Annotated in this window: 9 protein-coding genes; 3 read left to right on the top strand and 6 right to left on the bottom strand. The window is 73.7% G+C overall.

Annotated features, from left to right (window positions below; translation table 11 throughout):
* Positions 1-42: 42 nt before the first annotated feature.
* Positions 43-987 carry an oxygenase MpaB family protein gene (locus tag EDD29_RS35720; RefSeq protein ID WP_211360109.1) on the top strand — a complete coding sequence of 315 codons (945 nt, stop codon included), beginning with the start codon at positions 43-45 and terminating at the stop codon, positions 985-987.
* 108 nt (positions 988-1095) lie between these two features.
* Entirely contained in the window at positions 1096-1350 is a 255-nt protein-coding gene (locus EDD29_RS35715; protein WP_148086206.1) for a hypothetical protein, read from the top strand.
* Positions 1351-1408: 58 nt separating this feature from the next.
* Here the strand turns inward: EDD29_RS35715 and EDD29_RS35710 are convergent, their stop codons facing one another.
* The 4 genes from EDD29_RS35710 to EDD29_RS35695 form a co-directional block, all read right to left on the bottom strand.
* Positions 1409-2392, bottom strand: a complete 984-nt coding sequence (locus tag EDD29_RS35710; protein WP_170201705.1) for a phosphatase PAP2 family protein — start codon at positions 2390-2392, stop codon at positions 1409-1411.
* A gap of 107 nt (positions 2393-2499) precedes the next feature.
* Positions 2500-3483 carry a hypothetical protein gene (locus EDD29_RS35705; protein WP_123668638.1) on the bottom strand — a complete coding sequence of 328 codons (984 nt, stop codon included), beginning with the start codon at positions 3481-3483 and terminating at the stop codon, positions 2500-2502.
* A 115-nt stretch (positions 3484-3598) separates the two neighbouring features.
* Positions 3599-3967, bottom strand: a complete 369-nt coding sequence (locus EDD29_RS35700) for a hypothetical protein (RefSeq protein WP_123668637.1) — start codon at positions 3965-3967, stop codon at positions 3599-3601.
* Positions 3964-10953: an SseB family protein gene (locus EDD29_RS35695; RefSeq protein WP_123668636.1), complete on the bottom strand. Its 6990-nt coding sequence runs from the start codon at positions 10951-10953 to the stop codon at positions 3964-3966. Before EDD29_RS35695 ends, EDD29_RS35700 begins: the two co-directional genes overlap by 4 nt.
* 178 nt (positions 10954-11131) lie before the next feature.
* Between EDD29_RS35695 and EDD29_RS35690 the strand changes: the two genes are divergently transcribed.
* The gene (locus EDD29_RS35690) at positions 11132-11509 is read left to right on the top strand and encodes a hypothetical protein (protein ID WP_170201704.1); all 378 of its coding nucleotides are present in this window, start codon (positions 11132-11134) and stop codon (positions 11507-11509) included.
* Between the two features lie 55 nt (positions 11510-11564).
* Here EDD29_RS35690 and EDD29_RS35685 read toward each other — a convergent pair whose 3' ends face one another.
* Both EDD29_RS35685 and EDD29_RS35680 read right to left on the bottom strand, forming a co-directional pair.
* Positions 11565-14396, bottom strand: coding sequence for a transglycosylase domain-containing protein (locus tag EDD29_RS35685; RefSeq protein WP_246053175.1), 2832 nt, complete (start codon positions 14394-14396; stop codon positions 11565-11567).
* 171 nt (positions 14397-14567) lie between these two features.
* Positions 14568-15638: an FKBP-type peptidyl-prolyl cis-trans isomerase gene (locus tag EDD29_RS35680; RefSeq protein WP_123668634.1), complete on the bottom strand. Its 1071-nt coding sequence runs from the start codon at positions 15636-15638 to the stop codon at positions 14568-14570.
* Positions 15639-15836: the final 198 nt, after the last annotated feature.

Below are 15836 nucleotides of genomic sequence, written 5' to 3'. Positions count from 1 at the left end.
GCGAATGGTATGCGACTGGATGGTCGCATTATCGTCCTGGTCATGGCGAACATGGCGAAGGGCGACCGTCCGGGACTGTCCGATCGGCTGATGGACCGGGTGTTCCAGCCCGTCCGCGAGGAGTTCTTCAAGAACGTGCGGTTCGCCGAACCGGCCGGGGACGCCGGCTGGTTCGGGCCCGGCAGCGCCGTCTGGCACGTCCACTCGCATCTGCCGGCGGTCCAGATCGGGCTGGCCGCGGCGGCGATGATGGAGACGCTGCATCCGACGATGGCCTGGATGGGCTACGAGCACACCCGTGCGATCGAACGCGTCGACGGGGTGCCGACCGGAAGGTTCGACGAGAAGGGGATGGCCTCGCGGACCGGGCGGTCGGTCGCGTTCTTCCTCGGCGTGACGATGGGTCCCGCGGAGGTGGCCGAACAGGTCTGCCGGACCGTGCGGGCCATGCACGACGGGATCGCGGGGGTCCGGCCCGACGGCCATGCCTACCGGGCCTCCGATCCGGAGCTGCTGACCTGGAACTACGCGACCCAGGCGTGGGGGCTGGCCGCCGCGCACACCGCCTTCCATCCGAGGCCGTTGCGGGGGGAGGGGCTGGAGCGGTTCTTCGAGGAGTACGCGCGTGTGGGCGAGGCGCTCGGCGCGGTCGACCCGCCGCGGACCCGGGCCGGGGTGATGCGGCTGCTGGAGGACTCGGTGCCGCACCTCGGCGTGACCCTGCCGGCGGTGCGCCACTTGAATCCGCTGGCGCCGTGGCGGTACCCGGTGCACCAGCGGCCGGTCTACGCGCTGGTGCAGTGGGCCGTGCAGGATCTGCACCCGGAGTGGGCGCAGGAGCTGATGAACACGCCGCGTCATACCCCTTTGGGGCGTCTGGCCCGGCGCAAGGCGATGAAGGCGCTGGTGAACGCCCTGGGCGGGGCCAGGATCCGCGAGGTGCGGCAGTCCTGGGAGAGGGCCGCGTCCGTCCCGGCCGACGCGTAGGTCGGAGCCGTCCCGGCCGTGAGCGCCCGGAGGCGGAGTGCGGAGGGCGCTCGAAGAAAAGTTACGTAGGGTGACATATCGGGTGCGGAGGGTGGGTATCAGTGGGGCATGGCGAAAAACACTCCGATGGACAGGGACCCTTCTTCTGAGCGGTCGCGGGGGGCCGAAGGCAAGATGCGGGGGCAGAACCAGCGCCCGCAGGCGCCTTCGGGTCAGCAGCAGCAGCGCGGCCGGGACCAGCAGAAGGGTCGGGACCCGCAGCAGCGGGGGCGCGACCAGCGTTCCCCGGAAAGCCAGGACCCGCACGGCGAGGCCGAGGAGCACCGCGACCGCGACCGCGACCGTGACAGCGACCTGATGTAGCAGGGCAGTAGTCAGGTGGGGCCCCGCCGCGGCCGTCGCGGCGGGGCCCCTTCCGTGCTCAGTCGTGGGGCTTGCGTTGTTTCGGGTCTGCGGGAGGCATGTGCAGGACCGCAGGGACGTCGTCGACTACGTGAGGCTTCGGAGAGGCCGCCTTGCCGTCGGGGAGGGCGGAGGGCTCCAGGCCGTCCGGAGGCGGGAGGAGGGACGTCCAGCGGGAGGCGATCGCCGTGCCTGCGGTGGCGGCGACGGCGGTGAAGACGATCGCGCACAGGACGTCGAAGACGTAGTGCTCACCCAGGTACACCACGCCCACCCACATGGAGACGGGGTAGAAGGCGGCCCACCAGACCCGGCGCAGGCCGAAGCTGCGGATGAGGAACACGAAGATGAGCAGCGGGAAGGCCGAGTGCAGGGACGGCACCGCGGCGACCAGGTTGGGCGAGAGCTTGCTGTAGAGGGTGTCCGGGCTGTCGATGCCGACGGCCGTCCAGATGTCGTGGGAGACCCGGTGGATGGGCTCGATGTAGCCGTACGAGGACGACATCCAGGGCGGCGCCGCCGGGAACAGCACGTAGGTGAGGAACGCGGCGAGCGACAGTAGGGCGAGGCTCGTGAGGTAGCTCCAGTACAGGTGCCCGCGGCGCTTCCACAGGAACAGCGCCAGGACGACCGGCGCCACGAAGTGCGCGGTGTACAGGACGTAGAAGTAGTAGTCGTACCAGCGCACATGGCCGTTCCAGAGAAGGTCCTGGAGAAGGCTGGTAGGCAAGTGCCCGCCTCCGAGCCACTTGTCGAAGTGGGCCATGGGCAGGTAGTGCACGTGCGGGTTGATGTCGTCGGCGAGGCTGCTGGCCACCGAGTAGAGCGCGAACAGTACGACGAACGGCACGATGTGCCGGGTGAACGCGCGGAACTGGCCGAGCCCGGCGCACACCAGCAGCGTCAGCATGAGCATGGTGTCCGGCGGCCACACCGTGTAGTGCGACACCGCCAACAGCAGCACGGTGAGAATCAGGACGTACCGGACCACCGGCCCGCTCATTCCGGCAATCCTGCTACGTGTCCGCATTGGGAAATGCTATGGCCGTAGGCGTTATGTTCGTGTTCAGGGGGAGGACATCAAGAATATTCCCCTGTGCAAGCCATCGGTCAGCGCGCGAACCGGCCCTTGCTCGGACGCCGGTGCGTGCCGCGCGCGATCGCCGGAGTGCGGCGGACGCGGGTGAACAGCAGGCCGACGAGGACGAACAGGACGCTGAGCCACACCGCCTGGGCGCGCACCAGCGAGGTGAGCACCGGGTCGGAGGACGGGTCGGGCTTGATGGCCGAGACCGTCATCGCGTACGGCTGCGTCTGTGTCTGCGCCGCGACCTCGGGCAGGGCGTCGGGCACGGCGCCGCCGGCCGGGTCGGTGGTGGTCCCGGGGACCGTCACGGTGCCCGGTGTCACGGACGGGACCGTCGTCGTGGTGCTCGTCGCGGGGAGCGGGGCGACGGGGGGCGGCGTCGTCTGGGTGGGCGTCGTGGTGGCGGTCGGCGTGGCCGTGGCCGTCGTCGTCTGGGAGGGCGACGGAGAGGGCGACGCGGCGGCCTCGGCGACCTTCAACAGGTGGACGACCGTCCTGTCCGCCGCGCCGGTCGCGCTGGCGGTCGTGGTGAGGCGGATCGTGCCGTCGGCCGCGTCCTCGGGCACCGACAGCCGCACCGGGATGAAGTCCCCGGCGGCGTCGACCTCGCCGAGGCTGCACACGCCCGCGGCGAGCGTGCAGGTGGGGGACAGGTCGACGCCCCCGGTGACGCTGAGCGCGAGTTTGGCGGCCGGAGCGGCGGCCTGGGTGGCGTACACGTGGACGGTCGCGGTGACGTCGTCACCGGGCTCCAGGGTCGCCTGGGGGAGTGTCAGCGCGATGTACAGGACGGGCGCGGGCGCCGTGTCCTCGGTCGGCGTCTCCTCCGGCTCCTTGGTCGTCGCCGTGGCGGTCGGTGTCGCCGTCTCCGTCGGAGTGGCGGTCGCCGACTCGGTCGGCGCCGGCGCGGGCGACGGGTCGACCGTCTCGTCGGCGAGGACCGGCGACGCGGTCAGGACGAATGCGGCGGCCGCGAGGGCCGTACCGATGCGAGCTTTCGGGTGCACTACCCCGCGACCTCCCATGTCCAGAGTTCTCCGCCCAATGCCGTCACATCACAACATGGACGGGCCCTCTGAATCTATCGGATGCCCGGGTTATCTAGTTCTCGGCGAATGATCCCTAGATGAACTCCTCGTGGAGTTCCTCCACTTCGGCCCGTGGCGCCCACGTCTGCCACACACCGTGGTCGATCCGATCGAGGCCGAGGCGTTCCGCGACCGTCGCGCGGCCGCCGGTGTACTCCACCCGAAGCCAGGTCTCGTGCTCGCCGACGACGATGAAGCGCTCGCCTCGCCACCGGCAGGCGGTGCGCACGTAGCGGAGCTGCTCCAGCTCGCCTACGGGGACGCTCCTGCGGTGGCGTCCCGGCCGGGTCTCCATGAAGCCGTCGGCGGGCTGCGTCGTGTAGAGCCGCACCTCGCCGTTCAGTGAAGGGCTCGCCTCGTACTCCGAGCCTTTCCACACCGCCACGTAGCCGTCCCGGATCACTGGCCGGCCTCCTCGTTCTGCGGACGCGTCCAAGCGAGCACGTCGGCGTCGTACACGGCGATCAGCTTCGCCGACTTGTCCGCGCCCAGCAGGTACAGCTCCGTACCCGACGGGAGCCTTGCGCTGTCGGTCTTGTACTCGCGGATGGTCCCGGCGGAACCCGCCGCGAAGCCGTCGCCGGTGAACGGGGCCTGCTCGACGACCCAGCCCGCGTCCCCCCACGCCTGGAGGTCGGCCTCCGTGCGTCCGCCCAGGGGGACGCGGTAGAGGTCCTCGCAGTAGGCGGGCCAGCGGAGGACGTGGACGGACTCGTCGGAGAGCTGGAAAGGCGAGTCGGCGTACAGCAGGCCCAGGGCCTCGTACAACTGGGCGGGCGTGAGGAGCTCCACCGAGTCGGCGAGCGAATGAATGAACCCGCCGACCCTGTCGTAACCCTGCTCCAGGTACCAGCCGACCTGCGCGTGCGGCAGCACCTTCTGCATGACCGCCGTGTGCGGGGCGCTCGGCCGGTCCAGCCTGCGCGGCGCGGCCGAGGGCCCGGGCTCCACGGGTTCCGTGGCCGCTGCGGGGGCCGCGGGGGCCTCCGCGACGGCTCCGGGGTCCCCGGGCCGCAGGCCCACCGAGACCGCCCAGTCGTGCAGTTCGCGGACCTGCGGGCCGGTGAGCGACGCGCCGATCCGGCTGCCCGGGTTGAGGTGCAGCGTCCAGTCCGGACGCCGCCAGTGCGCGATGAGGTCGGTGAACGCGACCGAGACGCACCGGACGTCGCCGACGGTCTCCTGGAGCCGCAGCAGCGAGGTGAAGACCCGCACGGACGCCCCGGGGACCGGCGGCGACGACGACAGCGCCGCCGACCAGTCGAAGTCCGGATGCTCCGGCATGAGGTCGCCCGCCGACTCGGGCACGGGCACGAGCACCTCCGCGGAGAGCGCCACCCGCAGGTAGTCGTCGGTGTCCCCGCCCAGGACCGCCTCGTCCAGGTCCTGGTCGACGCGGTTGCCGGGCTCGAACGACGCGGGCATCGGCCGCGGGGTCTCGACGGGCGCGGCCGAGGCGCGCAGCGCGTCACCGGGGACGGTCAGCGCGATCGGCGTGCCCGGGTCGAGGACGAGCGACCAGCCCTGCTCCGGCCAGTTCGCCGCGAGGTCCCGGAAATCGGGCATGACGAACCGGGACTGACCGACGGATTCGTGCATCCACCTCGGCGAGGTGAACGCCAGAATGGCCGGTTCGCCCTTGACCGGTATGGGACGCCAGGGGAAGTCGGGATCGCCGGGACGTGCCCCCCACGGGGTGTCCGGATCCGACGGGATCATCACCTGCGCGGACGCCAGGAGCGCGAGCAGCGCCTCGGTGTCGCCGTGCGCGGCGGCGTCCCGCATGCGCTCTTCGAGCTCGTTCTGCGGTGTGAAGCCCTCGGCGCGGCGGCTGTTCGACTCGTCGACCACCGCCGACACCAGCGGGAGCTGGGCGCCCGCCATCGTCGCCGCGACCGGAGTGTCCGGATTGATGGCGAGTGTCCACGCGGGGTCGGGCCAGTGCCGCGCGACGAGCGCGAACGGCACCCGCACGAACTCGACCCGGCCGATGACGTCCTGGAGCCGTTCCGGCGAGGTGAAGGCGGGCACCGCGGGCGTCCCCGCGATGTCGCCCGGCGTCCAGGGGAAGCCCGGACGGCTCGGCCGCGCGGAGGGGTCGGTGCCGGGCGGGACCGGGAGCAGCAGCTCGGCGGTCGCCAGCGCCAGCACGAGTGACTCCTCGTCGGCGGCCCGCACCAGCTCGGTCTCCACCGGGTTGGCGGGCAGGAACCTGGTGCGGGGCGGCGGCGCCGACGGGTCGATCGGCGCCATGTCGACGAGGGTCTCCTCGACCCGGGCCGGCCGTGGCGGCAGGCCGTCGAGGAGGGTGTGGTTCGGGTCGCCGGAAAGGTCGGAGGCGAGTTCCGCCTGGGCGGCGCGCAGTTCGTCGAGGCTCGGCATGCCCGTCACCACGACGTCCTCGGGACGGTCGGCGCCCGCCACGGGCACGTCGGCGCCCCGGCCCGTGCCGTCGGAGACGGGCTGGGCGTAACGCGGCGTGTGGGTGCTTTGTCCGCGCCCCTCCAAAGGCGACCACTCGTCTGCGGCCTCGTCCGCGGCGTCGGCCTCCCGGCTGTGAGGGAGTGCGGTGCCCTGCGCGGGCGGTTCGCCGACGGGAGCGGGCTGCCCGTGCCGGGAGTCGCCGCCCTGCGCAGGGTCCGCGGCGGGCGGGTGAACCTCGGGTTCGCCCCGGCCGTGCCGGGGGTCCCCGCCGGCCCGGTCGGTCTCCGCGGCACCGTGCCGCCCGGCCGCATCGCCTGGGCCGGACGTGGCGGCCCCGTGCGAGCCGGGTCCTCCCCGCTGCTCGGCTTCTCCGGAAGGGCCGGTCTGCGCCGGCGCTGCTCCGCCGGACCCTTGCGCGCTCGACCCTTGCGCGCTCGCCTGCGCGGCGATCCCTGAAGTTCCCTGCGTGTCTGCGGGAGAAGGCGAAGCGAAGGGCGCGCCATGCGCTTGCGCGTCGGCACCGCTTTGCGGGCCGCGCCGGTCGTCGGGGGTGACGCCTTGGGCGGCGTCGCCGGCAGGGCCGTGGAGGCCCCGGGTCGCGTCGGCGGGACCGCGCACACCGGAATCGTCCCGCTGGCCGGTTCTGTCGGCGAGATCGGGCTGTGCCGACGTGCCTGCACCGGCCCCGGGCCGACCCGCCTGGACGCCGGGGACGCCCGGGGCGAACGGCGATGCGCCTTGCGGACCGCCCGCGCCTGCGGGGGAGGCCGTGCCCTGCGCCCGCGCGTCGGTGCCGCCCTGCGGGCCGTGCGGCCCGGTGGGGACGCCTCGCGCGGCGTTGGCGGGGTCGTGGAGGGCGTTCGTGTCCGGGGCGGAGGGCGCGCCCTGCGCCGGGGCGCCGGTGCCGCGTTGCGGGTCGTGCGACGCGCCTGGGGCGGTGCCTTGTGCGGTGTCGGCGTCGGGGTCGTGCAGGGGGTTCGCACCTGGGGCGGAGGGTGCGCCCTGCGTTGGGCCGGCTGTGCTGTGTTGCGGGTTTTGCGGTGCGCCCGGGACGGTGCCCGGTGCGGCGTCGGCGGCCGGGCCGTAGAGGGCGTTCGCCCCCGTGGCGGAGGCCGCGCCTTGCGTCCGGGCGTCGCCTTGCGGTGCGTTCGGGGCGGTTTCCTGCGCGGCGCCGGCGGCGTGGAGGGTGTTCGGGTCCGTGGTGGGGGCTGTGTCCGGGGTCGGGGTGCTGGTGTTGCTCTGCGGCTGCCCGGTGGGGACGCCTTGTGCGGCGTCGGGGGTGGGGGCGTAGAGGGCGTTGGGGCCTGGGGCGGGTGCGCCTTGTGCCTGAGGGGCGGGGCTGCCTTGCGCGGTGTCGGCTGGGCCGTGGAGGGCGTTCGCGCCCGGGGCGGGGTGACCGAAGGAGGCGGGGGCGCCTTCCGCGGGGGAGGGGGCGGCTCCGCCGTAGACGGTGGGGCGTTCCGGACGGGTGGGGTCGTCGTAGGGGGCGGGGCCCTGGTCGGCGGGGGAACCGGGTGCCGGAGGAGCGTAGCCGGGGGGTGCGCCGTGGGCGGGGGACGGGTACGTGCCGGGCAGGCCGGGGCCCGTGGCGGTGGTTCCGGCGGCGTCGGGGCGTCCGTCGGCAGGGTGCGCGTGCGGTGCCCGGGAGTCGGGGGCGGGGACGCCGCCCGCCTGCGGTGCGAACCCGGGGAGGCGGTGCCCGCCGGAGACGCCGGGAGGAACCTCGCCGGGGAGGCCGCCTTGCGACGGCGTGACATCGCCGTCCGACGCCGTCGGGAAGGGGCCGCTCGGAGCGCCCGAAGGGTGCCCGCCGGTGGTCGCCGGGTCGTTCGGCGCGGTGGACGCGCCCGGCCGCTGGGCCAGCGCCTCCTGCACGTGGGGCGGGATCCCGCTCGGCACGGTCCCCGCACCGGGGAGGCCGGAACCCGCGGCCGCGCCACCCGGCGGAACGCCGGGAACCCCCGGGTTCACCCCGGTAGCGGCACTGCCGGGCGCACCGGCAGGCTCTCCGGGAAGGCCCGCGCTGCCGGGGACACCCGTGGGGTCCCCGTGGAGGGAGGGAGCGCCGGGCTGGGGCACCCCGGACCGCGGAAGGACGTCGCCCGCGTGGCCGGGGACGGGGATTCCCGGCTGCGGGGTCGTGATGCCCGGAGGGGCGACGGGCACGTCTCGGTCGGAGGCGGCGGTCTGACCTGAGGCGTCTTGACCGCTGGGGGCGGCCGCGCCGGGGAAGGCCGTAGGAGCGCCGTGCAGGGTGGGTGCGCCGGGCTGCGGCGAGGGGGTCTCCGGCGGGGAACCCGGAAGGGCCGCCGAAGGGTGAGCGGACGGCGGGGTCACGCGGTGCGGAGCCTCTGTTCCGGACGCTCCCGCGCTTTCGCCGGGCAGGGAGGCGGCACCCGGGAGGGCACCGGTCCGGCCCGGTCCATCCTGCGGACCGTGAAGGGCGCCGGGCTGCGACGTACCGGGAAGGCCGCCGACCGGAGCCGCGCCGGGGTGCGGCGCACCGGCAGGGTCCCGGCGCCCGTCCGCCCGTGCGTCGCCGACGGGCGCGGCACCCGGCGAGACGGAAGGAAGGACGGGGCCGTCTCCGCCGTGGCCGGGCACGGCCGACGCGCCGGTCCGGGCCGGTTCGCCTCGCCCGTCGGGAGCGGCCGCGCCGGGAACGGGCGGCATACCCTGCGCCGGAGCGGAACCGGGAAGTCCGGCGGACGTGTCTCCTTCGTGGCCGGGCGGGTGAGCGGCGGGCAGGCCGGGGGTGCCCGGCGCGCCGGGCACGACCTTCGGCTCACCGTGCGCGGCCGGGGCACCCGGCTGCGGCGCGGCGGGGGAGGCGGGGAGGCTGCTGGACGGTCCGGTGGCCTCGTGCGGGGCGCCGGTCCGCTCGGCGTCGTCGGGACTTCCAGGAATCGCACCGTACGGGCTGGGCATGTCCGGCTGCGGCATGGACGGAGCGGAGGCGGGGAAGGCGATGGTCGCGTCGCCGATCGGGCCGTCCGTCTGGGTGCCGCCGGTCCGGGTCGGTGCGTCACCGAGCGGAGACGGGGTGCTCTGCCGCGGTACGGCGGGCTCGGTCGGGGAGCCGAGGAGGCCGGCGGTCGCGTCTTCGGTGCGGCCCTGCGCGGCGGGGTCGCCACCGGACCGGGCGGGCGCGTCCGGCGCGCCCGGCGACGCGCCGCGAACGGGTGCCATGCCCGACTGCGGGGCGGCCCCCGGAACGCCGACGGTGAACTCGCCGGTGCCGCCGGACCGCGCCGAGGCGTCCTGCGCGTCGGGCGCCGCGGCACCGGGGCCTCCCGCGACGGCACCGTGCGGCGGCAGGCCGCCGGGCCGCGGGTCGGCGGCACCCGGCACGCCGAGGCGCGCGTCGCCGGTGGGGCCGTGCGCGGGCGGCGCGGCGGGGATTCCGCCGGACGGGGAGAGCGCGTCCGGCGCGCTCGACACGGGGGTCCGGGGAGCGCCCGGCGAGGGCGCGCCAGGCTGCGTCGCGGAGTCTCCCGGGACTTCACTGCGCGAGGCCGGGGCACTCGGCGCGCCGAGGGGCGCGGCTGCGGGGGCGGGCACGTCCTGCGGGCTCTGGGAGGCTCCCAGGACGTCACTGCGCGGTGACGAGGCACCCGGCTGGGAGGCGGGAGCACCCGGAGCGGCGAAGGGGGCGTCGGCGGGACCGCCGGTGGATCGGGCGAGTGCGTTCTGTGCGCCGGGGGCGGTCGGGTGAGGGGTTCCCGAGACGTCGCCGTGGGGCCGCGGGGCGGAACCGAGGGGCGAGACCGGGGCGGTGTGGTCCTGCGCCTGCGGGGCGGCGTCGGCCTGAGCCGCCGCGCCGGGGGCGGGGGTTTCCGGAGTCGCGCCGCCCGGCCGGGTGAAAGGCGCGGCGGGGGTGGCGGGGATGCCGCCGGACTCGGCGGGGGCGTCGCCGTGCGGCGGCTGCGGGGCCGAAGAACCCGAGGCGTGGAAAGGCGCGGCTCCGGGGTGGCCGGCTGCGGGCGGCGCGTCCTGCGCGCCGGGGCCGGAGGTCACCGGAGCGTCGCTGTCCGGGGAGGGGACACCCGGCTGCGGGACGGAAGACGAGGGGGGAAGGGCGGGGGCGCCGGGAGAAGGGGCGCGGTGGCGGGGGGCGGGGGTGGTCGGGTCGATGGGGAAGAGGTCGGTGGAGGTCTCGTCGGGGAGGGGGCCGGGGCCGAAGAGACGGACGCGGCCGGGGCGGGCGTCGCCTGCCGCGTCCTCCGGGGGGAGCCCGGAGAGGTCGGCCTGGGTGGCGGTGCCGTCGTCGGCGGTGCCGGGGCGGGACGGGTCGAAGCGGCCGTCGGAGGCGGCGGAGCCGTTCACGGTGCGCGGCGGGGTGGGCGCGGGGCCGAGGCCGTAGCGGATCTCGGCGTCGGGGAAGCGCTCGGCGGACGCGTGGCGGCCGGTCCCTTGGGGTCGGACCTCCGCGGACCGCGCGCCGACGCCGTCCGCGAAGGATCCGGCGGCGGCGCTGCCGGACGGAAGGGTGCGGGTCGGGTCGGGCGCCTCGATGCCGCGCGGCTCGCGCGCGGACGGCAGCGCGGGGGTGCCCGCGCCGAGCACGAACGGCCGCGGGTCGCCCTCGGCGAGCTGGCGCAGCAGCCACGACGGCAGCAGCGCCTGGATGGAGAGGCCCGCGTCGACCGCGAGCCACCAGCGCGGCTCGGGCCAGGCGGCGGCGACATCGGTGAGCTTCAACCGCAGGTGGTGGCGGAAGGCCGGGCCGAGCCTGGCGCGCATCGCCTCGGGCGAGGTGTAGACGAGCACATGGGTGCGGTCGTCGAGCTCCTGGGTGGGCCAGGTCGGCTGGACGGCTTCGGCGAGCACGTGCCCGGCCGTCTCCGGGGCGAGCGGGACGACCACCTCGGCGTCGGCGAGCAACCGGAAGTACCGCTCCGGATCGCCGAGCGCACCGGCCAGGCGCATCTCCAGCTCGGTGGCGGGCTGCCATTCGTCGGCCACGTTATGCAACTCCTCAGACGTCCTGCGGACCCCCTTACGCTACCGGAGTGCGCGCCGCTCCTCCCCGCTGTCCGGGGCCGTGCGGGACCGGCGCGCGGACCTCGGCGGGAGCCTCGCGGCAGAGATCCGTTTAGGGAATCATGTGGGCGTTCCTAAACATTTCGCGCAAGGGGGTCGCATGCTTCGCGGGGTCTTGGCCGCTGTGCTGGTCACGGTGGCGGCGGTGCCGGGGTGCTCGGTCGTCGACGGGGTGCTCGGCAACCGGTCCGAGGTGTGTGAGGAGACGCAGACGGCGATCGACGGGTTCGAGGCGCAGTTGAAGACGCTGCCGCCGAACGACAACGCGGCCTGGGCGAAGGCCGCGACGGACTTCGCCGGGACGCTCGACGGACTCGCGAAGAAGTCCGACGACGAGGAACTCAGCGGGGTGCTCGGCGCGCTCGCCACGTCCTGGCGCGAGGCGGGTCCCGCGGTGGCCGAGAAGGGCGACGTCGCCCAGGTGAGCGCCCTCGTGCGCGATCAGCCGGAGAAGCTCGGCGCCGCCTGCGGCGGTTGACGCCGGTCCGCTGAGGCGGGCGGCCGCGGCGTGCGTCGCCGCGGCCGCCCGCGCGTCATCGGCCGCCGCCCGCGTCCGGCTCCGCGCCGGGCTCCACTCCTGGTTCCGCCCCGTCGCCGCCATCGTCCACGGCCCCGTCGTCTCCGCCGTCGCCCTCGCCCGGGTCCTCACCGGTGCCGGGGTCGGTCTGGTCGGGGTCCTCCGGGGTCTCGCCGGTGGGCTCGCCGCTGTTCTCGCCGTCGGTCGGGGTGCTGGTGTCGGGGCCGTTGCCCGGACTCGTCGTGTTGTCGTCGTCCGGGTTGTACTGGTACTGCGGCGTGTAGTCGTAGGTGACGGGGTCGGGGAACTCCTTGACCTCCATGCCCGCGGTGGCCGTCTCCATGTACTGCCGCCACACCATCGCGGGCAGGACGCCGCCGTACGCCGAGTACGGGGACAGGTCGAGGGACTTCGACAGGTTCTTGCTCTGGAAGATGCCGACGGACGTCGACAGCTGCGGGACATAGCCGTTGAACCAGACCGCGGCGCCGCCGTCGGTGGTGCCGGTCTTGCCCGCGGCGTCGCGGTCGTACAGGTTCGCGGCGGTGCCGGTGCCGCTGTTGACGACCTGCTCCATCGCGTAGGTGGCGTCTGCCGCGGTGTCCTTGCTCATCACCCGGACGCCCTCGTTCTTGACCTTCCGCTCGACCTTCTTGCGCCCGGTGATCGACTTGATGACGTGCGGCTTGTACCAGACGCCCTCGTTGGCGAAGGCCGCGTAGGCGCCGGCCTGCTGCGCCGGGCTCACGTCGGCGACACCGAGGGGGTAGACGGCCGTGGTGTCGGCGCCGTTCGCGGTGAGCTGGGACTCGGGGATCCCGAGGCTCTCGGCCATCGCCGTCACCTTGTCGTTGCCGATCTCCTGGCCGAGCCGCACATACGCGGTGTTGGCCGAGTCCCGGGTCATCTGCACGAGGTTGAGGTAGCCGTAGCTGTGGCCCGAGGAGTTCTCGATGGCGTGGTTCCCGACCATGAGCGGAGCCGCGCCGCTGTAGGTGTCCGACAGCCGGACGCCCGACTCCAGCGCGGCGGCGAGCACGAACGGCTTGAAGCCGGATCCGGCCTGCGCCTTGAGCCCGAACGAGCTGCTCATCGCCTCCTTGAGGTAGTCGCGCCCGCCGTACATGGCGACGACCTCGCCGTTGGACGGGTCGACGGAGGTGAGGCCGATCCGCTGCTCCTTGGGCATGTCCGCGGGGACGTTGTCGGTGACGGCCTTGACCGCGGCGTCCATGAGCGGCTTGCGGAAGGTGGTGACGATGCGCAGGCCGCCGAGGGCGAGGTCCTCGTCGTCGATGCCGCGCTGCTCGCGCAGTTCCTTCTTCGCGATGTTGACCATGTAGCCGACCTGGCCGCGGTAGATGTTCTTCTGCTTCTCCTTGACCGGCACCGGGAACTTCAGCGCGTCGGCCTCGGCCTGGGTCAGGTCCTTGGCCTCGACCATGCCCTTCACCACGTACCGCCAGCGCTCCTCGACGGCGGCGCGGTTGTCCTTGGTGACCTTGCTGAACGGGGTCGGCTGCTGGATCGCGGCGGCGAGGAAGGCGCTCTGCGCGGGGTCGAGATCCTTGGCGTCGACCTTGAAGTAGGACTGGGCGGCGGCCTGGATGCCGTAGCTCTGCCTGCCGAAGTAGATGGTGTTGAGGTACTGCTCCATGATCCAGTCCTTGTCCCTGGACTGGCTCACCTTCAGCGAGACCATCACCTCCTTCAGCTTCCGGAAGATCGAGCGTTCCTGGCTGAGGCCGCTGTAGTAGTTGCGGACCATCTGCTGGGTGATGGTCGAGCCGCCCTGGACCTGCTTGCCGGTGGCGGTCGACCAGAACGCCCGGAAGGTGCCGGAGAAGGAGACGCCGGGGTCGGTCCGGAAACTGCGGTTCTCGGCGGAGATGACCGCCTCCTGGACGGGCAGGGAGATCTCCACGAGGTCGACCGGGCGCCGGTTGGTGCCCTCCTCGACGAGCACGGTCTTGCCGTCGGAGTAGTAGAAGACGTTGAGCTGCTCGCGGGCGCTGAGCTGCTGGGTCTCGGGCACCGGGGTGAGCTTGTAGGCGATGGCGAACGCGATCACGCCGAGGCCCAGCAGGACCAGGACGCTCCAGCTCAGCCGCCGCACCCACCTCCCGCGCTTGCGGGGGAGACCGGGCTGGGGCGAGGCCGCCGACGAGGAGGGCGGGCCGGGGTCGGAGGGCCCGCCGCCGTCCGCTCCGTCCGCTCCGTCGGAGGCGGCGACGGCGGCGAAGGCCGCCGTCGTGGGGAGGACCGTGTCCATGCGGGTGACCTCGGCCGGGTCGATCCGGGTGACCTCGGCGGGGTCCTCATCCGGGAAGTCGTCACGGAAGGGCGCGTAGAGATCGTCGGACTCGTCGGGGAGCGGGGCGAAGGCGCGGGTCGGATCGTCCGACTCCTGCGGTTCATCCTGGTCGACGGGCCGGGGGGCTTCGTGCGGCCCGTCCTCGTCCGGGTCGTCGAGGAAGGGGGTGTAGGCACTGGTGGGCTCGTCCAGGGAAGAGGGGGTGTCTTCGACCTTGTCGAGGGGGTCTTCCCCGGCATCGTCCGGCGCGGGCACGGACTCCTGCCGGGAGGCCGTCGGCTCCGCCGCAGGCGTTTCGCCCGTTTCGGCCGACGCGGGAGGCGTCTCGTCCTGCGCGTCGCCCGCGGGCTCGGCGTCCTCGCCGGCGTTCTCCGCGGGCTCCGGGGCCGGTTCGGGCTCGTCGTCTCCGGCACCGTCCGGACGCGCTGCGGCGGACCGCTCGGCCGGATCGGCCGTCGCGGCGTTCTCGGCAGCCCCGGGGGGCGCGGTGTCCCCCTGCGCCTCGATGCGCGCGTCGTCGCCATTCTCGCTCAAGATGCCCCCGTTACCCTTTCGTTACGCATGAAGATACCGGAACGACGGCCCGCGCGGACGCAGCGCTTCCGCACCCTGTGGACAACGCCGGAGGGGCGGCACGGCGCGAGCCGTCCGCGGGAATGCCGAGGGCGGTCGGCCCCTGCCCGGGGGGCCGACCGCCCTTGATGATCAAGCCGCGCCGAGCACGTCCACGACGAACACCAGGGTGTCGCCCTTCTCGATGCCCGCGCTCTCGTTGCCGTCGGCGTAGCCGTCCTCGGAGGGGATCACCAGCAGCAGCCGGCTGCCGACGGTGACGCCGACCAGCGCCTTGTCCCAGCCGGGGATCACGCCGCCGGTGCCGATCGGGAAGCTCGCGGTCGAACCGTTGGTCCAGCTGGAGTCGAACTCCTTGCCGTTGCGCCAGATCTTGCCCGCGTAGTTGGTGACGAGGGTCTGGCCCTTGGCGGTCACCGGGCCCGTGCCCTTGATCAGCGTCTTGACGACGAGTTCCTTGGGCGGGTCGGTCTTGGGGATCTCGACGGTCGGCGCGTCCCCGATCTTCTCGGCGGCGGTGACCTTGGGCAGGGAGTCGTCGTCCACCGCGGTCTGCTCGCCGGTGAGCTCGTACTGCTTGCTGACGACGTCGAGCACGAACACGACGTTGTCGTCCTTCGCCAGCTCGGTCTGCTCCGCGGTCTCGCCCAGCTCCGAGACGGGGATCGTCAGCAGGTAGCGGTCGCCGATCTTGGCGGTCTTGACCGCGTCGTCAAGACGCTTGAAGCCGCTGCCCTCGCCGCCGACGGGCAGGGTCGTCGCGCTGCCGTCGGTGTAGCTGCTGGACTTCTCCTCGTGCTCCTTGGCCCCGGTCCACTGGTAGGTCTCGAAGTGCACGAAGGCGGTGTCGCCGTCCTTCAGCGCGTCGCCGGAACCGGAGATCAGCTTCTCGGTCTTGCCCTTGGCGTACGGCTCGACCTCGGGCCAGGAGATCTTGGGGTCCTTGCCGAACGCGCCGGTGACGGTGAAGTCCTCTTCCGGCCGGGTGAGCGCCCAGGCCCCGCCGCCCACGCCCGCGACGACGGCGAGCACGAGGACGCCGATGCCGGTCTGCTTGATCCGCCGCTTGCGCAGTTCGGCCTTGTTGGCCGGACGCTTCAGCGACCCCTTGCCGCGGTTGATCCCGTGCGGGGTGAAGCTGGTCCGGCTGATGTCCCGGGCGTCCGGCAGCTTCACGCTGGGGGTCTTGTCACTGTCCGACATGGTCCTCAGATCTTCCGGTCGACGACGTCAGGCGAGGGGGCGGCCCACACTCTGTCAGGTCCGTCCTAAGGACGGAGTGAAATCACCTCAAAATACCGGCAGGAGTGCCTTGCCCCCGCCGGTCCGGTCCCACCCTCCCACGGGTGGCCTCGACCGTCTCCCCCCTGTGGGCGCGCACCGGGACCGTGTCAGGGATGA

This window comes from Actinocorallia herbida, assembly GCF_003751225.1.
Lineage (GTDB): Bacteria > Actinomycetota > Actinomycetes > Streptosporangiales > Streptosporangiaceae > Actinocorallia > Actinocorallia herbida.
This window is presented reverse-complemented; position numbering and strand designations above follow the sequence as displayed.